Annotated in this window: 21 protein-coding genes, 1 pseudogene and 2 CRISPR repeat arrays; of the genes and pseudogenes, 14 read left to right on the top strand and 8 right to left on the bottom strand. The window is 67.0% G+C overall.

The window, feature by feature from the left end:
- Positions 1–737 precede the first annotated feature (737 nt).
- The 3 genes from P3G67_RS24750 (at position 738) to P3G67_RS24740 (ending at position 2826) form a co-directional block, all read left to right on the top strand.
- Positions 738–1091, top strand: coding sequence for a helix-turn-helix domain-containing protein (locus tag P3G67_RS24750; protein WP_276095450.1), 354 nt, complete (start codon positions 738–740; stop codon positions 1089–1091).
- A gap of 314 nt (positions 1092–1405) precedes the next feature.
- Positions 1406–1624, top strand: a complete 219-nt coding sequence (locus P3G67_RS24745; RefSeq protein ID WP_276095449.1) for a hypothetical protein — start codon at positions 1406–1408, stop codon at positions 1622–1624.
- 398 nt (positions 1625–2022) lie between these two features.
- On the top strand, positions 2023–2826 hold the full coding sequence (locus P3G67_RS24740; RefSeq protein WP_276095517.1) for an SAM-dependent methyltransferase: 804 nt from the start codon (positions 2023–2025) through the stop codon (positions 2824–2826).
- Between the two features lie 69 nt (positions 2827–2895).
- Here the strand turns inward: P3G67_RS24740 and P3G67_RS24735 are convergent, their stop codons facing one another.
- The 4 genes and pseudogenes from P3G67_RS24735 to P3G67_RS24720 form a co-directional block, all read right to left on the bottom strand.
- Positions 2896–3813 (bottom strand): helix-turn-helix domain-containing protein, encoded by a 918-nt coding sequence (locus tag P3G67_RS24735; RefSeq protein ID WP_276095448.1) that lies wholly within the window; start codon positions 3811–3813, stop codon positions 2896–2898.
- A gap of 94 nt (positions 3814–3907) precedes the next feature.
- Positions 3908–4141 (bottom strand): DUF397 domain-containing protein, encoded by a 234-nt coding sequence (locus tag P3G67_RS24730; protein ID WP_276095447.1) that lies wholly within the window; start codon positions 4139–4141, stop codon positions 3908–3910.
- Between the two features lie 502 nt (positions 4142–4643).
- Positions 4644–5722: pseudogene (locus P3G67_RS24725) on the bottom strand (IS701 family transposase).
- Positions 5723–5861: 139 nt separating this feature from the next.
- Positions 5862–6353: a GNAT family N-acetyltransferase gene (locus tag P3G67_RS24720; protein ID WP_276095446.1), complete on the bottom strand. Its 492-nt coding sequence runs from the start codon at positions 6351–6353 to the stop codon at positions 5862–5864.
- A 305-nt stretch (positions 6354–6658) separates the two neighbouring features.
- Between P3G67_RS24720 and P3G67_RS24715 the strand changes: the two genes are divergently transcribed.
- Positions 6659–7207, top strand: coding sequence for a hypothetical protein (locus P3G67_RS24715; RefSeq protein ID WP_276095445.1), 549 nt, complete (start codon positions 6659–6661; stop codon positions 7205–7207).
- A 22-nt stretch (positions 7208–7229) separates the two neighbouring features.
- The gene (locus P3G67_RS24710; RefSeq protein WP_276095444.1) at positions 7230–7490 is read left to right on the top strand and encodes a hypothetical protein; all 261 of its coding nucleotides are present in this window, start codon (positions 7230–7232) and stop codon (positions 7488–7490) included.
- 111 nt (positions 7491–7601) lie between these two features.
- On the opposite strand, the gene P3G67_RS24705 is transcribed toward P3G67_RS24710, so the two are convergent.
- Both P3G67_RS24705 and P3G67_RS24700 read right to left on the bottom strand, forming a co-directional pair.
- Entirely contained in the window at positions 7602–8042 is a 441-nt protein-coding gene (locus P3G67_RS24705) for a hypothetical protein (RefSeq protein ID WP_276095443.1), read from the bottom strand.
- Positions 8043–8118: 76 nt separating this feature from the next.
- Positions 8119–9015 (bottom strand): NucA/NucB deoxyribonuclease domain-containing protein, encoded by an 897-nt coding sequence (locus P3G67_RS24700; RefSeq protein WP_276095442.1) that lies wholly within the window; start codon positions 9013–9015, stop codon positions 8119–8121.
- A gap of 365 nt (positions 9016–9380) precedes the next feature.
- On the opposite strand from P3G67_RS24700, the gene P3G67_RS24695 reads away from it, so the two are divergent.
- Together P3G67_RS24695 and P3G67_RS24690 are read left to right on the top strand one after the other, a co-directional pair.
- Complete coding sequence (locus P3G67_RS24695) at positions 9381–9605, top strand: hypothetical protein (protein WP_276095441.1); 225 nt, start codon at positions 9381–9383, stop codon at positions 9603–9605.
- Positions 9606–9754: 149 nt separating this feature from the next.
- The gene (locus tag P3G67_RS24690) at positions 9755–10321 is read left to right on the top strand and encodes a DUF6417 family protein (protein ID WP_276095440.1); all 567 of its coding nucleotides are present in this window, start codon (positions 9755–9757) and stop codon (positions 10319–10321) included.
- Here P3G67_RS24690 and P3G67_RS24685 read toward each other — a convergent pair.
- Positions 10312–10515, bottom strand: a complete 204-nt coding sequence (locus P3G67_RS24685) for a hypothetical protein (RefSeq protein ID WP_276095439.1) — start codon at positions 10513–10515, stop codon at positions 10312–10314. The two genes, P3G67_RS24690 and P3G67_RS24685, sit on opposite strands and share 10 nt — an antisense overlap.
- A gap of 65 nt (positions 10516–10580) precedes the next feature.
- On the opposite strand from P3G67_RS24685, the gene P3G67_RS24680 reads away from it, so the two are divergent.
- Positions 10581–10913 (top strand): hypothetical protein, encoded by a 333-nt coding sequence (locus tag P3G67_RS24680; RefSeq protein ID WP_276095438.1) that lies wholly within the window; start codon positions 10581–10583, stop codon positions 10911–10913.
- 81 nt (positions 10914–10994) lie between these two features.
- On the opposite strand, the gene P3G67_RS24675 is transcribed toward P3G67_RS24680, so the two are convergent.
- Positions 10995–11885: a DUF5655 domain-containing protein gene (locus tag P3G67_RS24675; RefSeq protein ID WP_276095437.1), complete on the bottom strand. Its 891-nt coding sequence runs from the start codon at positions 11883–11885 to the stop codon at positions 10995–10997.
- Between the two features lie 614 nt (positions 11886–12499).
- Positions 12500–13804: direct repeats of the CRISPR family, unit length 29 nt; unit sequence CGGAACACCCCCGCGTCGGCGGGGAGGAC.
- 91 nt (positions 13805–13895) lie between these two features.
- A CRISPR array of direct repeats spans positions 13896–15939; the repeat unit is 29 nt; unit sequence CGGAACACCCCCGCGTCGGCGGGGAGGAC.
- Positions 15940–16105: 166 nt separating this feature from the next.
- Here P3G67_RS24675 and cas3 point away from each other — a divergent pair.
- The 6 genes from cas3 to cas6e all read left to right on the top strand — a co-directional run bounded on the left by cas3 (position 16106) and on the right by cas6e (position 24057).
- Positions 16106–18970, top strand: coding sequence for a CRISPR-associated helicase Cas3' (gene cas3, locus P3G67_RS24670; RefSeq protein WP_276095436.1), 2865 nt, complete (start codon positions 16106–16108; stop codon positions 18968–18970).
- A 203-nt stretch (positions 18971–19173) separates the two neighbouring features.
- A complete protein-coding gene (gene casA, locus P3G67_RS24665) occupies positions 19174–20811 on the top strand; it encodes a type I-E CRISPR-associated protein Cse1/CasA (protein WP_313881205.1) in 1638 nt (545 codons plus the stop codon).
- A 9-nt stretch (positions 20812–20820) separates the two neighbouring features.
- Positions 20821–21486 carry a type I-E CRISPR-associated protein Cse2/CasB gene (casB, locus tag P3G67_RS24660; RefSeq protein ID WP_276095434.1) on the top strand — a complete coding sequence of 222 codons (666 nt, stop codon included), beginning with the start codon at positions 20821–20823 and terminating at the stop codon, positions 21484–21486.
- Positions 21486–22613 (top strand): type I-E CRISPR-associated protein Cas7/Cse4/CasC, encoded by a 1128-nt coding sequence (cas7e, locus tag P3G67_RS24655; protein WP_276095433.1) that lies wholly within the window; start codon positions 21486–21488, stop codon positions 22611–22613. The genes casB and cas7e overlap by 1 nt, the downstream gene beginning before the upstream one ends.
- Entirely contained in the window at positions 22610–23401 is a 792-nt protein-coding gene (gene cas5e / locus P3G67_RS24650) for a type I-E CRISPR-associated protein Cas5/CasD (protein WP_276095432.1), read from the top strand. The genes cas7e and cas5e overlap by 4 nt, the downstream gene beginning before the upstream one ends.
- Positions 23398–24057: a type I-E CRISPR-associated protein Cas6/Cse3/CasE gene (gene cas6e / locus P3G67_RS24645; protein WP_276095431.1), complete on the top strand. Its 660-nt coding sequence runs from the start codon at positions 23398–23400 to the stop codon at positions 24055–24057. Before cas5e ends, cas6e begins: the two co-directional genes overlap by 4 nt.
- Positions 24058–24064 lie beyond the last annotated feature (7 nt).

Here is a 24064-nt window from a genome sequence, read left to right as displayed (position 1 = left end):
AAGCACATAGTCACGAGGGGCCTGCATTGGAATCATCGTTGTTCACACGGTGTGCGTGGTGCGGGCGCGGATTCACCCAGCGCACAGGGCCGGGACGTCGGCGCACCTATTGCGACGTTGCATGCCGACGGGCCGCGCAGCGTCAGCGGGCTCGGCGTCGATCGTCATTGAAGGGCGAGCAACTGGTTTCCGCCACTGTGCTGTTGGGCGAGGTCTACCGGGTCGCCGACCGATTAGGTCAGGTGCTTACCGGCCCGCTGGAGGGAGCGTTGGAGCAGGTTGTTCGTCTGGAGCGGTTATCGGAATGTATCGCGGGCGTTATGGTCAACGAGCATCTGAGCCTCGGGCAGGATTGGGGGACCGTGGCCGCGGCAGCCGGTCTGAGTGAGCGGTCCGTTCGCAGGCGGTGGAACTCGCAGCGAGTGCAGGATCTGGTGCAGCGCGCAGGACCGGTGGGTGGTGTGCCACCAGTAGGGTCATGTGGCCGTGTGCCGAGCACGGCCAGGTTCGAGTCAGCGTCAGGTTTGCTGCGAGGGGCCTTGTCTCAGTTACGGCAGGCGCCCGCGCGTGAGACGGCATCTGCCCGCGCAGTGGGTACCAGCCCCGCACATGATGCAGCTGCGTGGGCTCAGCAGGGAGAACACCACGTTGTCTGGAGTGCCCTGCACGATGCGGTGAAGCAACTTGGGGGTTGTCCGCAGGAGTTTCGCCTTTTGTGGCAGGCGTCACTGCAAGCGGTGAGCCTGCCACCGTCATCCGTCGACGAGGCAGCGGGGCGACTGGCCGCGGCGCTGCGAGGGCTGCGACTGGCTGCGGGTCGGCCGACGCTGGCTGAGTTGGGTACCCATGCTGGTCTGCCTGCGGACACCATCCAGGGCATCTTTGCCGGGGAGCTCGTTCCGCCCTGGTCAACCATCGTTGTCTTGACGACCGCTTTGCGTGCGGATCCCGCGCTGCTGCAAGGACTTTGGGATGACGTCCGGTCCGCCTTTCAAGCCAGTTCTGATCACTTCCCCCGCGGCGGCATCATCCTGCTTCCTTCCACCAGCCAGCGGGAGGGGGACGGAGTCCCTCGCGAGATCGTCGGCTAGAAGGAAGGTCTGCTGTGATAGCGCCGATACCTAGTCGACCAGCCAGCGCCGCTCAGCGGGTTGACTTCCGAGCGTTCTACGAACACCGCCATGACTTGTACAGCCGCTACACTCAAGCCCGCATCCCTACCGATCTCGTGGCTTCCGACGTCGTATGCCTCGCCTTCAGCGACATCGCGCGTCGGTGGCGGAAGACGCTCAGCAGCCCGTGTGCCGCTGCCTCGGCCTGGTGCGTACTTCGACAACACGTCTCCCGGTTCACTCGTTGCCCCGCGTGCCCTCAGGCGTGCGCGCACTGCGTCCTGCCCCCTGCCATGGCCGACACCGTCGTGCTGCACGCACGCATCGGCTTGCCCATGTCGGAGGCCGCGGCCTTGATGGGTTTAAGCCTGGGGAACGTTGGTGCACTGTTCACCGGCGCCTGCAGAAAATTGGCCGACGGCAACCGGCTGGTACAAGCGCTGTGCCACGAGGGGCTCCCCCTTCCGACAACATCCGTTGGCAGCCCCGTGCCGACGACGATCGCTCAATAGCCCACCACCAGCAGCGCCAGAGGTGTCACGTCCACTGGGACACGCCTTTTGAGCTCGGTGTCCAACCGGCAGTGGCCAAGCCTTCAGGCAGTCCACGACGGTGGCGTCATCGTCAGAACAGGCTCCTCCCCCACCCAGCCGGAATCCCAGCCCCTTAGACCACCTGCGCGTCCCCCTACGTACTAAAGCCGGACGTTAACGCGTGGGGGGTGCGTCGGGGGCAGCGGGTTTTGTACCTGCGGCGGCGCATTTCGCACGCCGTGCTCCTGATCACTCCGAACGAGGCTTGAAGGAAGCCTGTGGGGGCATCAATCCCTCTCCTACCATGGGGGTTTCATCCGACGCGGTTCCCATCGGGACTCACGCGGGGGGGGCCGACGACCCGTGAGGAGGAGCCCATTTCTGACGCCATCGACACCAAAACACCCAGCGTGGCACGCATGTACGACTGGCTGCTAGGTGGAGTGGACAACTACCCCAGCGACCGAGAAGCGTGCCAGGAACTGCTGGAGATCGCACCCAGTTCGAAGGCGCTCGCCCTCAACAACCGAGCATTCTTGCGCCGAGTCGTCCGCGTCCTCGCCCAGCAGTACAAGATCCGTCAGTTCCTCGACCACGGCTCGGGCCTACCGACCCAAGACAACGTGCATCAGGTAGCCCAGCAGGTCGACCCTCAAGCAAGGGTTGTGTACATCGACAACGATCCGATTGTGCTGGCCCACGGACGCAGCCGACTCGACCAAAACGACCGCGTCGCCATACTCAAAGCGGACATGCGAGACACCAAGAAGATCTTCCAGCACCCAGCCGTCGTAGATCTGATCCACAAAGACGAGCCCACCGCAGCCCTGTTCGTGTCCGTCGCACATTGCCTCAAAGACGAAGAGGTCGTCCCCATGCTCTCCGCGGTCAAAGACCGCCTGGCTCCGGGGAGTCTCTTCGTGATCTGCCAACTCGTCAGTGACCGCGCCGATGTGCGCGACCGTGTCACCGCTTTGATGGACCGTGCCACCCACGGCACGTGGGGACGCGTACGCGAAACGAGGGAGGTGCGTGCCTACTTCGATGCGCTCGGCCTCAAGATCATCGATCCTGGCCTGTGCGACGTGACAGACTGGCGCCCGGATACCGACCTGGTCCCTCGGCAAAAGGAGGATGACTGGGTGGAGTGGGGCGGGGTGGGCGAGCTTCTTAGCCCGTGAGGCGACGCTGCCAGCTCGCGGGAGACCGAGCTCGACTTCCAGCTCCCGCGAGCTGTACAGGCGAGGCCCTCACAACCGCTGTTTGACCAAGCTGATCATCTTCTCCAAGAACGCCACGCTCTTGCGGCGGCTCAGCGCAGCATCCAGCGTGTTGTCCAGAATGTTCCGGTACTGGTCGAGTTTTGCCGGCTCCGTGATGTAGTGCGCGGAGTCCAACTGCTCTACATACACCATCTCCGGAGGGCCGCCGTTCTTGAAGGTCAGGTGCGTGATCGGGAAGCTGGGCGCGGTGCTGAGGCCCTCGTCGAACGGGATGATCCGGATGTTGACCTTCGGCATGTCCTCGCCGGCAGCCATCAGCAGATGCTGCAGTTGACTGACCATGACCTTAGGCCCGCCGACCATCCTGCGCAGCACTCCTTCGTCGAGAGCGGCTGTGACCTCGGTGTCCTGAGCGCTGAACAGCAACTCCCACCGGTCCTTGCGGGTATGCAGGTGCTGGCCAATGGTGATGTTGTCGGCACCGGGTATAGCGGCCTCGATCACGGCACGCGCATACTCCGCAGTCTGCAGCAGACCCGGCACCACATGGTTCTCGTATGTTCGGATGTGCTCCGCGGACTTCTCCAGTTCGATCAAGCGTCGCAGAAACTGAGGTGTGACATCAGAGAACTGATTACGCCTCGAACTTTGCCGGACACTTCGCAACAGTGAGTGGATGTCCTCCATCTCGGACTCAGAAGCCCGGTAGAGGCGGGCCAGGTCCCACACATCCTGTTCTTTAGGCGGGCTCTCCCCACGCTCCAACCTGCTGATCTTGGAGACCGAACCGCGGATCGCACCCTTCGCCTCCGCCATGGACAGCCCCCTGCTATTGCGCAGGTCCCTTAAGAAGTTACCCAGGGCACGAGTCGCCGCGTCACGGCACACGTCGGCCCCCGGCATAGGGACGGGCTGCGCGGCCCGTGCACAGCGATCGGCGGACATGCGGCACTCCTCGAAGCTGGTCCACTGACACCAGTATCCCAGCGGGGAGACCGCACGTCCGCCAAACCACCTGTCATCTAGGCAGGGTCAGACCTTAGCCAGCTAGGTGGTCAAACTCCCCAGCCTTGGCGCCCGACAGGAACGCCCTCATCTCCGCCTGCGTGAACACCAGCGCGGGCCCCTCGGGAAAGCGAGAGTTGCGCACCGCAACACCCCAGCCGGGCAGAGCTCCGGCTTCAACGCAGTTCCCCACGCCCTGGCTTGCACTGCTCTTGATCCACACCACACCTTCGATCTCGCCTGCAGAGATCCCATTTTCCACGCGCACAGCAGAACCCCTTTCCCTCACCGCTGAAGAACACGCTGGCCCGACCGCACGGAGTTCCCATAGAGCCCTCTCCATGCTTCTCATATGCAAGGCGGAGCGAGTTCAAGATGAGAACAGGCTAGTCGCGACCCTGACCTCGAACAGTCCCCCAATAGGGTGTGGAATGCGAACAGCAGTTTGAAGTGACGTTTCCCGGGATAAGTTGGCACGTTCGGCGGTCGCGTTGTATATCCGACCTGGTCGCAGTGCATCAGTCCGCCGTGCGGCGTACAGTGCACTTGCGGCCTGACCACCTCTCCCCGGAGACCCATCGAGCCACCGCTCCACGCTCGGGTGAACCGGTCACGCATCAATCAAGGGCGCGTATTCGCACCAGATCTCTCTTTCAAGACGCCAGGGCCGAGGCGTTCAAGAGAGCCATGAGTGCGTACGAGCAATCTGTTGCCCTGCGTCGGTCCCGGTACCCCGGCGAGGGACTCCAACAGGCCCGCCAGGCCATGGATCAGGTGAGCGGTATCAGCTCGTCCGGGGCGGGGTGCCGGGCGTGTTCGACGGCGAGGAAGGCGTGAGCGAGCATGGCCAGGGTGACCCAGCGGGACCAGGAGGTGTAGCGGCGGACTTGGTGCTCGTCGAGTCCGGCCAGGCCCTTTCCGGCCTGGAAGGTCCCTCCACCCGCCATCTCGACCCGGCGACGCGGACCAGGGTGGTCAGGGGCACCGGGGCGGGCGACCAGCAGCGGTAGTAGGCGAGTTCACCGGTGGTGCGGTTGCGGCGGATCAGCAGCCGGTGACAGCCGGGCCGGGGTTCGGCCAGGTCGATGACGGCCCAGTCGTAGAAGCGGTGGCCCTTGGCGCCGGCCCCGGCCGACAGCTTCTGCCAGGCTCGCTTCGGCACCCTCGCGGCCAGGGCGTGCGCGCGGAACTTCCTGGCGCCAGTGGTCACTTTGGCCGAGCAGGCGGCGGCGAGCACGTAGCCGACCTGGCGCTCTTCCAGCGCGGACCGCAGCTTCGGGTTGCCGCCGTAGACCTCGTCACCCGCGACCCAACCCACGCGGTGCCCGGCGTCCAGGAACCGGCCGAACATGCGGGCGGCCAACTCCGGTTTGGCAGCGAAGACGGTGTCCTCGGCCAGGCCCGCGGCCCAGCAGCGGTCCGGGTCACACGTCCACGAGCGCGGAATGTACAGCTCCCGGTCCACCGCCGCGTGCCCGCGGCGGCCTGCGTAGACGAGGTAGACGGCGACCTGCGCGTTTTCGATCCTCCCGGCAGTGCCGGATTACTGGCGCTGGACACCGACGGTGTGGGTGCCCTTCTTCACGTCCCCGGTCTCATCGACCACCAGCACCGCATCTTCGTCGCCCAGATACTCCAGCACATACTCACGCACGTCATCGCGCACGCGGTCGGCATCCCATCGGGCCCGGCCGAGCAGGTACTGCATGCCGTCCGGACTCGCCTCCCCAGCCCACTCGGCGATCGACCAGCAGTTTTTGCGTGGCAGGTCCGACAGCAGCCCCAGCATCAAGTCCCGTACCCGGCGCCGGGGCTCCACCCGCGCGAATCGGCCCGCTATCCGGCCCATCAGGCCCTCGAACGCCTCCTGCCAGCGTGCAGGGTCTACGCTGTGACCTGCGGCCACCGCAAGATCGTTAGTCTTCACACACCGATGATCAGCGGTGGCCGCAGCCTTCCCGCAGCCAGTCCACCAGCAAGATCGCGCTCTACGGCTGGACTTCTAGGTCACGCTGATACCAGGTGCCTGGCTTACCGCCGAGGTCGGCCGGGCCGACCGGGACGAACCCGGCCTTGGTCAGCACCCTCTGGGACGCGGCGTTGTCGTGGGAGGTGGCCGCCCGCAGTGTGCGCAGGCCATGCATCGCCGTCGCCATCCGGCACAGCTCCCGGACGGTCGCGGTCGCCACACCGCGGCCGGCGACCTGCTCCGCGACCCGATAGCCGAGTCTGGCAGTGCCGTCCTCCAAGTCGTACAGGTTGAACCTGCCGAGTACCAAGCCGTCCTCAGCGACAAGCACGTAGAAGGCGCAGATGCCGGCCTCCTGCTCGGCCAGCGAGGCGTTGTACCGGTCGGTGAACTGGTCGAAGAAGTCATCGCCACGGTCGGAGATCGAGGCAGCGAAGTAGGTGCGGTTCGCCAGCTCGAAGGCCAGGACCGCCGGGGCGTGGCCGGCATGCAGCCGCTTCAGCTCGGGCACCGCCCGACTCTACCCAGACCGTGCGCTGAGGCCACCTGAGTTTCCGCCAGCGGCAGGCAGCCCCAAAACCAGGGCACATAACGATCTACGGCTGGAATAGAGGTAACTCGGCCAACTGGCCGGTTACAACGACGCCGTAACGACATGTCGGGTATTTGGCTCATTTCAAGCGCTGCACTTCAAGGTTTGATCAAGGAGAGTTAAAGTCGGCAGGTCGCCCCGAACGGGAGCGATGTGGACGCGGCCGGTCGCTCCCGCCAAGAAACTCCGACCGCGCCACCCATACGGGTAATTGGAGATCCTACGTGAAGCGCACGACTATCCGTGTCGCCACAGTCGCCATGGGCGCCGCCATGGTCCTCGTAGCAACTGGTCCTCTGGCTTCCGCCGCAGAGGCCAATGGCCTTCAGCGGGCCGAGCAGAACCAGGCTGCCGTTCAACTCGCCTCCACTATGCGCGAGAACGGCGTCCCGCCGATCGTTGAGGACGGTCTCGACGACCGGCTTGCCGCGCTCCCGACGCACCGGACTCTGGACCAGGTCCTTGGGGCCATGTATCCGGGTGATGAGGCGGCTCAGGCCACCGCCAAGGCCGCGATCACCGGCGGCAGCGAAGGGCCGCAGTTCTACAGCTTCTGGGGTACCACCTGGAAGTACACCAAGTGCGTCGCCGCTGTAGGCGCGGCCTTTATCCCAACGTCCAAGGCTTACAAGGCCATCAAGGAGCTCGGCGGCGTGGCCGAAGCCGCCAAGCTGCTGGTTATGGCTGGTGACGTGAACGCGTTCAAGCGGGCCGCTGGTAATGCGGCTTTGGACATCTTGGGAATTGGCGCTATCCAGAGCAACTGCTTCTGACGAGGCAAGGAGGAGGGTAACGATGAGTGCCGTTTCGAAGCGGGCCTTGAAGCCGGAGAGCGCTGCGGCCAGCTTGGCTGTGGCCTATGGCGCGCTCTATGTCGCCATCACCTTGCTGCTCCGGCACTCGGTCCGCGTGAACTGGCTCCTGTTCCCCATCCTCGCCATAGGAGGGGTTACGTTGCTGTTGCAACGCGTCGATCTGTGGACGCGCGCTCCAGTGAGAGTGGCAGCACAGGTGGCCGTGGTGGCGCTGGCCATCGTGGCCGCGGTGTTGTCCTGACCCTTCGCATCTCGTGATGCCGGGCGCGCGATGCCCTTTTACAGCGCGCGCCCGCTGGCGCAACGCGGTGGGGACGTCCTGTGTCGTTTGGTGGGTCCGCCTTCGCCTTGGTCAGGGCCGAGGCCAGAACTGGAGGATGTGTTCCTCGGTTTCGTAGGCGGCGACGTGGAGTCGGATGTTCCAGTGGTAGGGGGGTTCTCCTTCGCGGGCGAAGAAGTGCTCGGGCGGCAAGGGGGGTTGGAACATGCTGGAGGTGGAGGTGCCGCTGGTGTAGTCGGCGGGGCGGTCGTCGGCGGTGCAGGTGAATTCTTCGGTGTGGGTCCATTCGCCGGGCAGGGGCTCAGGTTCTTGGTCATACACAGCGAGCGTGATCTTGATGGTGTCCCACTCGGTGGCAGCCATGACCGTGACGCTGCCGCCGCCGGGTGTGACGGTGACCCAGCCGGGCCCTTCTGGGATGGCGACGCCCTCTGGTTCACCGATTGACAGGACGTAGAACGCCTCTTGGAGCTTCGCCATGCCGGTGTACTTATCCACGGGCAGCAGAGTCATTGAGTATCCCTTGATCTACACGGGGTCGGCCCCCTGCCGGGCGCGGCAGGGGGCCGGGTGGGCGCGTGGCCCTACCTTAGGCGCCTACGTTGATGTAGAAGTTGTCGCCGGGCAGGATGTGGTACTGGCCGAAGAAGTTCCGCAGGATTCCGCCCTGGCTGTTGTTCTCGCCCAGGGGTACCCACTTGATGGCGCGGTTCGGTTCCGCGTACTTGGTGCCGCCTTGCGTGCTGTCAGCGAACGGGTACTCGTCGCAGGACGGCTTGGTGTTGGGGTTCTTGGGGTCGACCGTCCACCAGATGTCACCGGGCTTCGGCTTCACCTTGGGGCCGCAGACCTGCCCACGGTTGGTGTTCTTCTGGGCTTCGGTGGCGCGGGTCAGCGGTATGGACGAGCCTGGCTTCCCGATGTGCAGGCTGGCACGCTGCACGGTGCGGATGTTGTCGCCGATGCCAGGCAGCGCGGCCATCTTGGACAGGCCGGTGTCGGAGTCGACCATGATGCGGCTGGGGTAGACGCATCCGGCGCCGTAGGTGCCGTCCTCGTCGTCGCAGCGCCAGCTGGCGGAGTTGTACGAGACCGCTCCCGGGGTGTAGCCGGGCTTGTTGAACGTCATCTGGTAGGCCGAGTGGTTGGTGCGCTCGTTGCCCTTGCTGACGGCCACTGTGTAGTTCAGGCTGCCGGTGTGGGAGCTTGCGCCCAGCACGAACGGCCTGGCGATGCCGCCGGATTCCGACACGATGCACGAGGCGCCGCAGAAGGCGCGGTAGGTGGTCTCGATACCGGAGGCGTTCCCGATGAGGGTGGCGGGGCCGACGGTCACCTTCTCCGTCCACTTGGCGCCCTTCAGGTTGAGGTGCGTCTCGTGGTACACGGTGAACGTCGCGCTGCCGACGGGTGTGCGGTTCTGTAGGACGTTGACCCGCAGGTTCTCGGTCAGGCAGTAGGTGGTGCGGTAGAACTCGTTGGTCATCGGGTTCGGGATCTTGCAGAACCCTGCCGGCGCGCCTGCCACGTGGGTGTTCAGAGGTACGGGTGTTGCGGACACCTGGCTGACGGAGACGGTCAGCTGGTTCTGTGCCGGTGCAGCGTGTGCGATGCCGATACAGGATGCAGTAAGCGCCAGTGCGGCCATAGAAGCCCCAGCAGCTCGCTTGATCGTTCCTCTCACGATGTGCTTCTCCCGTCGCTGCCGCGGTTCCCCCCTCCGGACCCCCTGCCCGGAGTGTGACGGCAGTTGCGAGTGACGTTATGACAGGGGTCTGACAAGTCGGCCTGCCCGTAGGTCGGTTGACTAGATCACGTCACTGGTATGTCTGATTCCGCACCAGCCACTTCTTGCGCACGTGTGAAGCGGTGGAGCGCGCCCTCCAGGGTGGGCCGCGGCGGCTGGTGGACGAGGTCGAGCAGGCGTGGGGCTGGTGGCTCGATGCCGGGCAGCCGGAGCTGTACGACTTCGGGATGACCGTGGAGCTCGGTCGGCAGTTCGTGTGGTGCCGTGACGCCGTCACTGGTCCACAGTGGTCGGTGACCGCTGCTGGAGAGGTTCGGCTGGCAGGCTGAGGCGGAGCGTCGTGCAGCCCTCGCCGCTTGCTGCGGCGGGGGCTTCGTGTTGCACAAGTTCTCTGTCGGGTGGTTGTCTGCTCGTTCGGCCGCCGGGGCTGCGGGTACTGCGGCAGGATCTGCGCCAGCGAGCACGTAAGGGGGCGTGGGTGGAACTGCGACCGCAGGACTGGGAGTTGCTGGAGACGGTCCGCGAGCGGATGGCAGCGGACGAGTGGTGGACGTGCGAGTCCGGGGAGCCGGATGCGGGCTGCCGGCGGTTGGCCGAGCGAGGTCTGGTCGAGCTGGCCGTGCCGGCGCCGGGCCGCGGTGAGGGTTGGGCGGTGCGGCTGACCGTGCACGGCTCGGACGCTCTGGTCTACCGAGAGTTGCGGGCCGTGCCAGCGGATGCGGAGAAGCGGTGGTTGACCAAGCAGGCCGATCCGGCGTACCGCGAGTTGGGGTTGGTGCCCTCGGAGATGGACTTGGTCCGCGGCTATGTGCGAATCACCGAGAAGCTGCAGGGCTTGCTCGCACCGTTGGACGACGCGGTGGTAGAGGCAGTGTGGGATGAGGAACGGCGGGGTTGGCTGCTGCAGGTGTCGGAGGCGGAGGCGCGGGAGATCGGACGCGTGTTGTTCCTTGAGGCGCTGCAAGGATCTGTGAGGCCGCGGAACCGGGTGGCCCGGGAGCACGAGATCAGGTACTCGCCTGTGGTGGCGGGGAGTTACGAGTAGAACCCCCGGCCGTACTCTTCCCGACTCAGTTGGAAGTCGTCCGGGCGCTGGCGGCGGAGCTGTTCGTACCGCTGGGTGAAGACGTCCATTGCCTCGTGAAGGGTGCAGTCCCGTGTCTCGCGGATTGTCTTCAGCGCGAAGATGATCCAGTGCTCCAGGATGTCGAGGTCCACGCTCTCGGGCAGCCGTTCCATGAGTTCGTCAGGGTACTCGGGGTGTCGCCACGCGATCTTGAATCGATGCTTTGTACGATTCTGGCGTGGCCGAATTCCACTACCCTGATGACTTGATCCAGCTCCAACGCGACTGGCAACAAGCCCAGCGCGACCTCGCCGACCTGTACGCACACCTCCCACACAGGCCGGAACCCATGCCCGAGCCCTACACCGACGCCCGCGGCGTGCAGCATCCGGCATCCGTCGGCTGGACCGACGACGACCACGCCGCCGTCGACAAGCTCCTCTCCCACCAGCGGGACCTAGCCCAGCAGTTGGCGACGCACGAGTTCTGGGCGACGCTCAGCGGCCCGGACGTACCCAAGGCCCGTACCGCGCTCAAGCACGTCGACGACCCGCAGCCCACGGACGCCTGACCCGGCCGATGAACCGCATCTGACAGGCTGCACCAACACCGGGCTGCCTGCTCCAAGCCACATCAGCGCGGCGGGCAAGAACTACGCCGCGGCGCAGCTCAGACGGAACAAGTCCTCGGCCCGCTCCAAGTCCCGCTCGGTGCGAAGCTGCACCTCCAAGTCGCCCGTGCCGTGGTGACCGAGCCCCGTCACATCCCGGGTAAAGCCGGGAACAAGGTCGACGCCCTTGGGGTCCGCCTTGAGGTAGACGAGGAGCTTGGTCTGCTGCGGCGGGCAGACGCAGGCGAAGTTCCGCAGCCGCTGGTACGCCGTGTACTGCTTGCGCTGGACCCGGGTAACGCCGTCCCCGAGGCCGAGCAGCGCCTCGTCGACCGCCTCGGCCAACTCCGCCATCGCTGCGTCCTGCCTTCGGGCAGGCGGTAGCCCGACCGCGCGTCGACGGGCCCGCTTGGGCACAGCCGACTGCCCGGTGACGGAAGCCACGGTCTCAAGGCCGATGTGCTCGCTACCGAAGTACCGGTAGCGGACCAAGTCGATGCTGCGCCGGTGCTCGCGTACAGCGTGTGCGTCGTAGCGGCTGAAGTCGCCGGCGACGCAGATCAGCCTGGGTGCACTCCACAAGACCTGAGACGCGGCTGAAACCCCGAGCCGGTCGCTGACCAGGCCCCGGAAGGCGTCCTTGTGGGCCATGAGCCACGACATGTAGTAGAGGCCCTGGTTGATCACTCCGGCGTCGGTGCCGCGCTTATATTCGACGATGACGGGTGCGTTGTTCTCGTCGAGCCCCAGCGAGTCGATCCGTCCGCCGTCGACGCAGTCAATGGCGTACTCGCTCGCCAGGAACCGCACCCCAAGCATCGTCTCCATGTGCGCCTCGACGAGGTCCTGCACATCAGCCTCGACCTCAGCAAGACGCGGCGTAACCTCCGTCACGCCACTCGTCGTCGTGTGGAACAGCTTCAGGCCCGACACCTTCCCCTCCTCGGCTCGGAGATCGACAACGCCGGGCGGGTGCAGGATTGTTTCCGCTAGGGGCCTCGGAGTGGTGAAGATTATGTGCGATCCTACGTGCGGCCCGCTGGGGCGCTCGCGTCCCACGGACCCCAGGGTTCCGCGGATCCCACATACGTCCCACAGGCTCGTGGGGCGAGCGCATGAAGGACCGCGTTTGCGCAGGTCAGCCCCCGTAGCTCAGCGGATAGAGCAGGCGCCTTCTAAGCACTTGGCCCAGGTTCGAGTCCTGCCCCCGACTCTGCCCATCCCGTGCACCGCTTGCACAACCGGTGCCCACCCGCGCCGCGAGTCCCGACGTTGGGCACGCTTGGCCTCCGTTGCCGCCTGGTCCTGTGCCACCCGCTCCTCGGCCAGCTCGATCGAGCCGCACCGCCTCTCGGCCGCGCTCCGCCTCGTCGTAGGCTGCTGCCCAGGAGTGGGCGACCTGTCGCCGGTCCTCGATGAAGCAAGTCGCGATGGCCCGGCCCGCCTCCCAGCTCGCCGTCCACCGTCCGCAGGCGTGCGGGAGTCCCGGTCGAGGGCGGTACGCACTGGCCCCCGAGCCGATTCCTCGCCAGGAACGGTGACCTTGGCGGAACACCCCCGCGTCGGCGGGAGGACCGCGCTGCCCGGCCCCCGGGCTCCTCCTCGGAACACTCCCACGTCGGCGGGGAGAACTAGCAGCTGCTCCCCCTCGGCCAGGTGCCGGCCGGAACACCCCCGCGTCGGCGGGGAGGAGGGCGGTCAGGCTGGAATGTCAAACTCGCCCTTCGGAACACCCCCGCGTCGGCGGGGAGGACCTGGCCATCGCAACGTTCGCCGCGCCCTTCGGCGGAACACCCCCGCGTCGGCGGGGAAGACGGCCCAGGCGAGAGTGTCACGGCGTTCGGTCACGGAACACCCCCGCGTCGGCGGGGAGGACGCCGGGGCCTGAGAGGAGAACTCACCTGGGTCCGGAACACCCCCGCGTCGGCGGGGAGGACTGGCCCGGTGCGTGCTCGCCGGCCCCGGCCTCCGGAACACCCCCGCGTCGGCGGGGAGGACCGGTCTGCGCCGCCGCGCAGCCATGCGGGGATCGGAACACCCCCGCGTCGGCGGGGAGGACGACTGAACCGCGGTCGCTCCATGGCCCCGCATCGGAACACCCCCGCGTCGGCGGGGAGGACACCGACCCGTCCTGGGGCAGCGTCACGACGTGCGGAACACCCCCGCGTCGGCGGGGAGGACACCGCCTGCTCCGGCGACGCCGTCCGGCCATGCGGAACACCCCCGCGTCGGCGGGGAGGACGCCTGCTTGCGCAGGTACTTGCGCTCGGCGGCCGGAACACCCCCGCGTCGGCGGGGAGGACGACGACGAAGGGCGCGAGGTGCCTATGCCTGACGGAACACCCCCGCGTCGGCGGGGAGGACGCCACCATGACGCCTCACTGGTTGAGGCATTACGGAACACCCCCGCGTCGGCGGGGAGGACTCACCGGCGACCGTGAGCAGCTCCGCGCGGGCCGGAACACCCCCGCGTCGGCGGGGAGGACTGGGGCGTTGTAGCCAACGCATGCGTCACCTCCGGAACACCCCCGCGTCGGCGGGGAGGACCTGAGGATTGCGCCCAAGAGGCTCTGACAGCCCGGAACACCCCCGCGTCGGCGGGGAGGACTCATCTCCTGGTCCCGTCGTCGGCGTATGGGGCGGAACACCCCCGCGTCGGCGGGGAGGACGTTGGCGTGCACCCGGCGGAACAGCGGCATGACGGAACACCCCCGCGTCGGCGGGGAGGACCAGTATTCCGGCGGCCGCCCGGCGCCGGCCGGCGGAACACCCCCGCGTCGGCGGGGAGGACGCGGACCCGGGTGCTGATGTTGTCGCTCCCGGCGGAACACCCCCGCGTCGGCGGGGAGGACGCGACGGCCGACAGGTGGCCGTACTTGGTGGACGGAACACCCCGCGTCGGCGGGGAGGACTAAGTAATGGGCGCGTCGGACCTGTGGCGAAACGGAACACCCCCGCGTCGGCGGGGAGGGCGAGGTCGTCTTCGTCGACGAACATCGGGACTGCGGAACACCCCCGCGTCGGCGGGGAGGACGGCCTCGAAGATGTTTTCAAAAAGCCGATCAACGGAACACCCCCGCGTCGGCGGGGAGGACTGAACGTCTCTTCTGACATCACGATCCAGTTCCGGAACACCCCCGCGTCGGCGGGGAGGACTTGATGGCGAGTTCGGCCTGCTCGACGTTGAGCGGAACACCCCCGCGTCGGCGGGGAGGACCCTCCGCTGATCTCGATGGACGCCGACATCGACGGAACACCCCCGCGTCGGCGGGGAGGACTGCTCGCCGGGGCGTTCGATCAGGGCGGAGGGCGGAACACCCCCGCGTCGGCGGGGAGGACTCGACGCCCCTTTGCTCGCCGACCGTGAAGGCTGGAACACCCCCGCGTCGGCGGGGAGGACGCCGACGCCAAGCAACCGCGGGTCTGCCTGGTCGGAACACCCCCGCGTCGGCGGGGAGGACTGACGGTTGTCGACAAGCCACCGGTGAAGAGGCGGAACACCCCCGCGTCGGCGGGGAGGACGGCCAGATCTGCGCGCCGGACGCGAGGGTCACCGGAACACCCCCGCGTCGGCGGGGAGGACCCTACCGGGGCCTTGGGCTTGGTCAGGCTGGTCGGAACACCCCCGCGTCGGCGGGGAGGACCTGTAGCCGGTCGCCGCAGCGACCTCTTTCGGCGGAACACCCCCGCGTCGGCGGGGAGGACAGCAGGACGAGAGAGTCCTCGGCCGATCCTCGCGAAACACCCCCGCGTCGGCGGGGAGGACGCCGCCGACACCGTCGACCACGACGCCCGCGGCGGAACACCCCCGCGTCGGCGGGGAGGACCCGGTCTGCGGGCTGGCGCCGCCCCACACGTACGGAACACCCCCGCGTCGGCGGGGAGGACCCGGTCTGCGGGCTGGCGCCGCCCCACACGTACGGAACACCCCCGCGTCGGCGGGGAGGACTGGTTGGGCGGCGTGGTGGCGGCCAGCAGCAGCGGAACACCCCCGCGTCGGCGGGGAGGACAGCGTCGAGTTCGGCGGACACGGTCCGGACGGCGGAACACCCCCGCGTCGGCGGGGAGGACGCAACCCTGTCCACGGGGGCTGCGACCAGCTACGGAACACCCCCGCGTCGGCGGGGAGGACGCCACCGGTCAGCGCCCCGCGACCACGAACTGCGGAACACCCCCGCGTCGGCGGGGAGGACGTCGCAGGCGAGGGCCATGCGCTTCGGGTCGTCGGAACACCCCCGCGTCGGCGGGGAGGACCGGTGACGCGTGCATCGTCGTCGTGCAATGGATCGGAACACCCCCGCGTCGGCGGGGAGGACTAGGCCGGGTACGGAAGGGCGTCGATGAGCAGCGGAACACCCCCGCGTCGGCGGGGAGGACAGCGCCGCGGCCGTTGCCACGGTGGCGAGGAACGGAACACCCCCGCGTCGGCGGGGAGGACCCCGAATCTCACAGTGTGAACCACGCCAGAGCCGGAACACCCCCGCGTCGGCGGGGAGGACTCCAACACCTCGGTGACGTCTACGTCCCGGATCGGAACACCCCCGCGTCGGCGGGGAGGACTCGCCCTGGGTCTCGACGCCGGACCGGCGGGCCGGAACACCCCCGCGTCGGCGGGGAGGACGGTCTGGAAGATGTTTTCAAAAAGCCGATCAACGGAACACCCCCGCGTCGGCGGGGAGGACTAGGACATTGTGACCTTGGTCTGCGACAACACCGGAACACCCCCGCGTCGGCGGGGAGGACGCGATGACCTCGCCGTACCGGTCCGGTGTGATCGGAACACCCCCGCGTCGGCGGGGAGGACGTGGTCGATCAGCCCTCGACCGTGACGCCCATGGGAACACCCCCGCGTCGGCGGGGAGGACAAGGTCCTGTCGACGGCCAAGGCCACGCTCACCGGAACACCCCCGCGTCGGCGGGGAGGACCCGCCCGCATAGGCCATGCGCAACAGCTCAGCCGGAACACCCCCGCGTCGGCGGGGAGGACACTGCCTGACCTGCGGTTCAGGAGAGGCTTTGCTCTTGCTTTGCCTGCTGGGTGAGCTGTTGTGGGGCCACGTAGACACGGTACAGCCGTTCGGCCGGGCGCCAGTGTCAGTGGTGTCTGGTTCGATCGGTGGCAACAGGATGGGTGGAGCCGGAGGAGGCGGCGGGTGGCGCATAGGCGGGAGTGGGCGTTAGACGAGTCGTTGTGGGGGAAGTCGCGTGGGCTTGATCCCGGCCTGCCCCCGTATCCGCTGGTACGGCATCTGCTGGATTCGGCAGCGATGGCGTTGTTCTTGTGGGATAACTTTCTGTCGAGCAGTCAGCGCAGCTGTATCGCTGCTGGCCTGGATTTGGCCGGTGAGCCGAAGCGCGTTCGTCGGCTCGTTGGGTTGTGCGCGGGTTTGCACGACATCGGGAAGATCTCGGGGTTCCAGTTCTGCGAGGCCAGGGCGGAGGGATGGCTGAGCGATGAGCTGATGCGGGATCGGGGAAAGATCGGTGTCGATGACGTGGCTCATGACCTGGCGGGAATGAAGGCCGCCCCCGCGGTACTGCGAGCGCTTGGCTTTGGGAACGAGCTGTCGTCGGGCGCTGCCGTGTCCCGGGTGGCGGAGATCGTCGGGGGCCATCACGGGCGTTTTTATCGCCCGGATCCGCTCGCGGTGTCGTCGGCTCGCGAAGCACTGTTGGGTGGTAAGGCATGGGCGCTGCAGCGGGAGGCGCATGCGGCGGCCGTGTTCGACGCAGTGGGTGCGCCGGAACTGCCGATGAAGTTCAGTGCCGCAGCTGCGGTGCTGGTGACGGGTGTGGTGATCCTGGCGGACTGGTTGGTCAGTCAGGAGCATTATCTGAGGTCTCGGCAGCGCCGACTGGGGCCTTTGCAGGGGCACTTCGGGAAGTCGTTGAGGGATGCCGAGTGTCTGGCGCGCGAGGCCGGACTGATGCCCGTTGCGCTGGAGCGGAAGGGTTTTTGCGAGGCATACGACATCGCGGGGAAGCCGAACGCTTTGCAGCGGTCTATCGCCGAGGAGTTGCCGACAGCGGTCGGGGCGCGGCAGCCGGGCAGGAGGGCGCGCGGGGGGATCTTGCTGGTGACCGCAGCTCCGGGGGACGGGAAGAGCGAGGCCGCCTTGGAAGCGGAGCGAGTGCTGTCGGGAGGGTTCGGGACGCGAGGCTTTGCCTTCCTGCTGCCCACGATGGCCACCAGCGACCAGATGCACGGCCGGGTGGCGGGGGTGTTGGCTCGGCAGGGTGCGGGTGGGGCGGGCTTGACGCTGACGCACAGCATGGCGTGGCTGAGCAAGGCGTACGCGGACGATGACTTGGTCGCTGGCCCGCGGGTCATGGTGTGTGACGGTTTGGAGAACAGCACCCGGGCCGAGGGCTATCAGGCTTTGATGCGGCCGCGGTGGTGGCTGCGGGGGCCGAAGCGGCCGTTGTTGGCGCAGTACACGGTGGGGACGGTGGACCAGGCGCTGATGGCCGTGCTGCCGGTGCGTCATAACGCGTTGCGGATGCTGGCGCTGTCGGGCAAGACGTTCATTGTCGATGAGGCGCATGCGTATGACCCGTACATGCAGGTGTTGCTCGGGCGGTTGCTGTGTTGGCTTGGGGCGTATGGGGTGCCGGTGGTGCTGATGTCGGCGACGTTGCCGATGTCGGTCAGTGATCGGCTGATCAAGGAGTACTTGAAGGGAGCTGGGTGTAAGCAGTCCGAGGAGCGGTCCTTCTCGGCTCCTTACCCGGGTTGGTTGTACGTCGACGCGGAGACGGCCGAGTGCACCGTGATCTCGGATGCGCTCCGGGAGGAGCAGGCAGCCGAGCGGCGAATGGACCTGAAGGTCGATCAGGTACCGGTTGTACATGGATCTTGCGGAGGGGCGCGCGATCGGCTTGCGGTCATCGAGCGGCTCGCTGACCCGATTGTCTCCGGCAGTGGGGGTTGCATGCTGGTGGTGTGCAACACGGTGGGCAACGCGCAGGCGACATATACGTGGCTGAAGGAGCGGTACGAGGACCGGGGGCTGTCGCGAAGCGATCTTCAGATTCTTCATGCGCGGTTCCCGGGCGACGTGCGCGAAGCCCGTACGCAGATGGTGACGGCTGGCCTGGGGCGTCTCGGGCCACGCCCTGAGCGGCGGATCATCGTAGCGACTCAAGTCGTTGAGCAGTCGCTGGATTTGGATGCCGATCTGGTGGTCAGCGACCTTGCGCCGTTGGCGTTGCTGTTGCAGCGGGCGGGTCGCTGCTGGCGTCATGAGACCTGGTGGGCAGGGCAGGGGCGCCCGCAGGGGCGGAGCCGTCCCGACTGGGCGGTTGTAACTGGCCCGCGGCTGGTTGTGCTGGATCCGTTGTTGGACGGGGGCGGGGTGCCGCGGCAGTGGGGGGAGGTGTACCCGGAGTTTTTGTTGGCGGAGACCTCGAAGGCCCTGAGTGAGTTGCCAAGGGCGACCGTTGCGATCCCGGGTGACGTTCAAGATCTTGTCGAGCGGGTGCACGGCGACCGTCCGGAGCTTTTCCATTGGGATGACCCGGTGCGCTCGGAGCAATGGTCGGCGTATGTCGGCAAGGGCCTGGCAGAGCGTAGCGTTGGGGGCGCGCTGGTGATTCCCCGGCCACGCGGTGTCCGCCAGCTGCATCAGCTGCACCACCTGCAAGGCACGGAAGACGAATGGGATGCCGCGACCCGGCTGGGAGCGGACTCGGTACGCCTGCTGTGCGTCTACCAGCAGCCGGACGGGACGCTCACGCTGGACGTCGGCGGTGATCAGGAGCTTCCGCAGCCCGGCGAGGACGGTCGGTGGGCGGTCAAGGACGTGCGGAGGTTGATGGGCAAGACCATCCCGGTGCGTGCGGGGTGGTTCAGCGGCGAACGCGAGCGCTGTCAACCGCCAACTGCATGGGCTGATCACCCGATGCTGAGCGAACTGCTCGTGCTTGCCCAGCCGGTTTGTGATGGCCAGCCACAGCCGGTGACCGTTGGCCGCAGGCAGATGTGGCTGGACGAGGAACTCGGGCTCGTCAGGCAGTAAGCCCGCCATCGCTACTCCCCGAGGTCGAGGGCCTGAAGATGACCGGTGAGGGGGCCTGGCCCCTGGTCCGCGTTCCTTCGGCGCCCGGCAGGTGAGGAGGGTCGGCGGGTGCGGATCTTGGAGAGTGGCCGCGATTGTCAGTGGGGGCTGCTTCACTGTCTGCACTGCACCGCTGGTGGAGGTTCAGCCCGACCGGTTGTGTGATGGCCGAGTGCTGCCTGAAAGGGGGAGGGATGGCCGCTAGGTGGGATCTGAGGGAGCAGCCCTGGATTCCGGTGCGTTTCATGGACGGTGCGACTGGGCGGGTGGGGTTTCGGGAGCTGTTCCACCGGGCGCATGAGATCGAGGATGTGGAGTTGCCGGTACCGCCGGCGGCCTCCGGGCTCTTACGTGTGCTGGCTGCGATGACGGCGCGGGTTGCCCGGGTCGACGGCGAGCGGCTCGACGACCGTGAGTTGGCCGAGGACATCGAGGACTGGCTGGCGCTGCGTGATCGGGTCCTGGCGCAGGGGCGGTTCGACGGCAAGGTGGTGGACGCCTACTTCGATGACGAGGTGCCCTGCGGTCGCTTCGATCTATTCGATGCTGAGCGGCCGTTTCTGCAGGATCCGCGGCTGCGTGATGAGTGCCTTGATGCGAAGGGGAATGCGAATCCGTCGGGTGTGAACAAGCTGGTGTTCGGCCGACCGACGGGCGTGAACGGAGCTGTTCTTTTCGGGCACTTCACTGATGGTGATCCGGTGCCGGTTCCGGCGGCCGAGGCCACGTGGCACATGATCGCTCAGCTGTACTACGGGCCTTCCGGGCAGTGCACTCCGCGGCGGATCACCGCAGACAAGCCAGGGAACGGGCTTGCCGGTCCGCTACGTAAAAGCGTGTCGTTTCATGTGTGGGCCGAGGATCTGTTCACAACCCTGGTCCTGGCGGTGCCCGGCCCGAACGATCAGATCGACCTGGACGAGGCAGACCTGTGCCCATGGGAGGAGGAACTTCCGAACCCTCTCGCGCCACCACGGCCGTTGACGTGGCCGGGCCGGTGGCTGACCGGGCGTGCCCGCCACGCGGTGCTGCTCGAGCCCTCGGCTGGAGGTACGCACGTGACGGACGCGTATGTGACCTGGTCGACGCATCAGCCGCCTTCTGCAGCGCCCGATCCGCACGTCATCTTGGACATGCCCAAAGCCGGCGGCGCGCCGTTTGCTCGGGCTGCCGATCAGCAGCGCGCGCTGTGGCGGGACCTGGACGCACTGCTGCTCAAGGACGACGGTCAAGGCCAACGACCACTGTGTTTCGAGTACTTGCCTGCGCAGCGGCTAACGGACTTGCGGGTTCGTGCGTATGGGTTCGACCAGGACGGGCAGCAACGTGACCACGGCTGGTTCGAGGCGACAACTCCCGCTGTACTGGGTTGGCTTGAGGGAGTGAGCGACGAAGGCGACGCGATGGCGCTGCATATCGCCCGCTGCCACCAGGCCGCCGAACAGGTCGGGGAACGGCTTGAGTATGCGGCGAAGCTGGCATGGAAGCTGGCCACCGACCCGCCCGAGGACACATCAGCCAAGGTCACACTGGATCGTAAGCGGCCCGGCCCATGGGCTCGTACCGCCATGGGTCACTACTGGCCGGCCGCTGAGCGCGTCTTCTGGCAGCTCGCGACACCCCAGCAACTCGACGCCCCGGCCTATCAACCGTTCGTCACCGCGGCGTTGGAATCGCTGGACGCCGCCATGGGCGCGGCCCGTGCCGACCTGCGCGGGGCGCGGGCCCGCTCGCGAGCCCGCGCCGCACTCCACGCTGTCATCCCCCACTCCCAGCGAACCGTCACCCAATCATCGCGATAGGGACATGCCATGGCATCTGCCCCAGCACCACCCCGTAGCAAGAGGCAAGAGCAATTCGACAGGTACGACGCATTCGTCGCCTACGTCGTCGACCTGTGCGGCAGAAGTACAAAGGCGCAGGCTGACCTGCGTACCGGTCTTGGCCGCCCGCTGGAGCGCTGCACCTACATGCACCGATACCTCGTACCGCGTCTGCCGGAGCCGAAGAGGCCGGGTTGGTACGACGATGCCCGGCGGGCCCACTACGCGGTTGCCTCACTGATCGCCGCCCGGCCCAGGACCGCCCGCGACACTGATAAGGCCGCAGCTCTGGAAGCTGAGGCCGACGCTGATGCCGTGGAGAGTGTGCCCACTCCCGTGGTGGAGTGGTGGAGGCGGCCGAACCTGGGCGCTTCGCTGGCAGAGGGCGTCAACAAGAAGCTTCTCAAGCCTGATACCGCCGAGGACGACCTGCACTTGCTGGTTCGTCAGGGCAGTGATGCCGTGCAGCAGCGGTTGCCGTCGCTGACCCGCCACGTACTGAACGGTGGCGTGAGTATCGACTGGTCAGTGCTGCTGGACGACTTGGCGTGGTGGAACGTCGACCGTGATCGGGTCGCGACGCGCTGGTTGGAGGCGTACTTCCGAGTGCGCACCCTCGAAGACCGTAAGGAAGAGCAGAAGGAGAACCACTGATGTCCCTGTTCCTTGACCTGAGCGCCCTGCAGTCCGTGCCGGCCGCGAATTTGAACCGGGACGATCTCGGTTCCCCCAAGACCGTCAAGTATGGCAACGCTCCGCGGATCCGTGTCTCCAGTCAGTCCTGGAAGCGCGTTATTCGGCACGGAGTCGAGCAGGATCTGGGCGAGACTGCGGCCCGGACCCGCCTGGTGCCGGTCAAGGTGGCCCAAGCCCTGGAGAAGCAAGGTTGGCCGCCAGAGTTGGCGGCCTTCGCCGGAGGGCAGGTGGCGGCCAGCGCCAGCGCGAAGAAGTCCCTGAAAACCGAAGATGCCGGCCACACGTCGGTCCTGCTGTTCCTGCCGCACAGCGCGATTGAGGAGTTGGCGGTCGTGTGCGAGGAGTACCGCGACACGCTGGAGAAGGGCGTCGGCAAGGCGAAGCCGGGCGCGCTGCTGCCGACGGATCGCATCGAGGAGATCCTCAAGCGCCGTACCGCATCGATCAGTTTGCTGGGTCGGATGCTGGCCGAACTTCCCGGCGCCAACGTCGACGGCGCCGCTCAAGTGGCGCACGCCTTCACCACACACGCCAGCGAGCCGCAGCGGGACTACTTCACCGCCGTGGACGACTGGCTCGGCGAAGCCGAGACCGGCAGCGGCCACCTCAGCACAGCGGAATTCAGCGCCGGAGTGTTCTACCGATTCGCCACCGTCAACGTCACCGACCTGCTCAAGAACCTGGACGGAGACGACAAACAGGCGCGGACGGTGCTGGCGTCTTTCGCGGATCAGTTTCTGATGTCCCTACCGCAGGCGAAGAAGAACAGCACCGCCCCGCACACCATCCCTGACCTGGCCTACGCCGCGGTACGCACCCAGCGGCCCGTCTCGCTCGCCGCCGCTTTCGAAACACCTGTCTCCGCCGACCGCTTCGGCGGATTCTCCGGTCCCTCACGTACTGCCTTGGCGCAATACGTGCGCGACATCAACCGGCTCACCGGGGACCGTAACCGCCCCTTCCACGGCCACGCCGGCATCCCTGATGAAGCCCTACCCGGATTGGGCGAGATGCACCAGTCCTACCCCGCCCTGATCGAAGCCGCCGTGGACGCCGCCCTCCCTGAAGCGGGACCGCAGGCATGAGCGGGATGTTGCTGCGGCTGGCCGGGCCGTTGCAGTCCTGGGGAGAACGGTCAGTGTTCTCCCCCCAGCGAGATACCGCGCCCTTTCCCACACGCTCGGGCTTGATCGGCATGTTCGCTGCCGCCGAAGGCCGCAACCGTGACCAGGACCCGGGCGGCTACGCCGACTTGGAGTTCACCGTGCGCATCGACCGGCCCGGGGAACTACTAGTGGACTACCACACCGTCGGCGGGGGACAACCTAAAGACCGAACCGCCGCCACCAGCGGCGGCGACCACAAAGGCGACGCCGTCATCACCCGCCGACGCTACCTGGCCGACGCCGTCTTCGTCGTCGCCGTGACCGGCCCGGACGCCGACATCGCCCGCATCGCTGACGCCCTGCACCAGCCGTACTGGAACCCCTACCTGGGCCGCCGCTCCTGCATCCCCGACGAGCCCTTCGTTCTGCGGGCCCAGGTTGAAGACCCCGTACACGAACTCCTGCGCACCATCCCGCTCAGCACGCCCGCAGCCCACTACTGCGAAGAAACCAGCGAGGCGGGCACGGCGACCGTGCCAGTGGACTTCATCTGGGAGACCTACCCCCTCGGCCCATTGCCCGACGACGCAGTCTCCGTGACTATCACCGACGTACCGGTCAGCTACGCCCAGCACGCCCGCAGCCACGCCAAACGCCGCATCCTACGCACCACCGAACCACTCGCCGCGAAGCTGCAGACCTCCCCGGGCGATCTGCGCCAACGTCTCATCGGCTACGCCACCCACACCGAACAGGAGACGGCATGACCGTGGCGGCCTACCTCGCCCGCATCCGACTCAACCCGTACAGCAAAGACGTCCAGCGTGACCTGCGCTACGCCACCGAAATGCACAAGACCCTCATGCGGCTCGTTCCCGACAACGTCGGCGACACCCCGCGTCAGGACACCGGTCTGCTCTACCGTCTCGACGACAACGAGCACGAAAGCGTCCTGCTCGTCCAGGCCGCCATCCCGCTTACCCCTCACCGCCTGCCCAGCGGCTACGGCACCGTTGACGTCAAGAGCCTTGCTCCCATGTTCGCGGCACTGCGCAAGGACCTGACGGTCCGATATCGCATCACCGTCAGCCCGGTCAAGCGCGAACGACTGCCGTTGGAGCAGAAGAACCAACGAGGAAAGGTGATACCGCTGACAGGGGCCCAAGCCGACCAGTGGTGGACCCGACGGGCGAGCGAAGCCGGCCTACACCTGCACAGTTCCACGGCCACGTCGCTGCGCCCTGCTTCCTCACGGCGCAATGACACCCACCCCATCAAGCACCAGCTCATCCGCTACGACGGAACGGCCACCATCACCGACCCACAGGCACTCACCGCCGCTGTCCTCGACGGCATCGGCAGGGGGAAGTCCTATGGAGCCGGACTGCTCAGCCTCGCCCCCGTCTCCCCCCGGGCCGAGTGAGCGCGCC

Origin of the sequence: Streptomyces silvisoli (genome assembly GCF_029269905.1) — a bacterium.
Lineage (GTDB): Bacteria > Actinomycetota > Actinomycetes > Streptomycetales > Streptomycetaceae > Streptantibioticus_A > Streptantibioticus_A silvisoli_A.
Note: the sequence above shows the minus strand (reverse complement) of the source record. Positions and strands in the feature narration are given on the sequence as shown.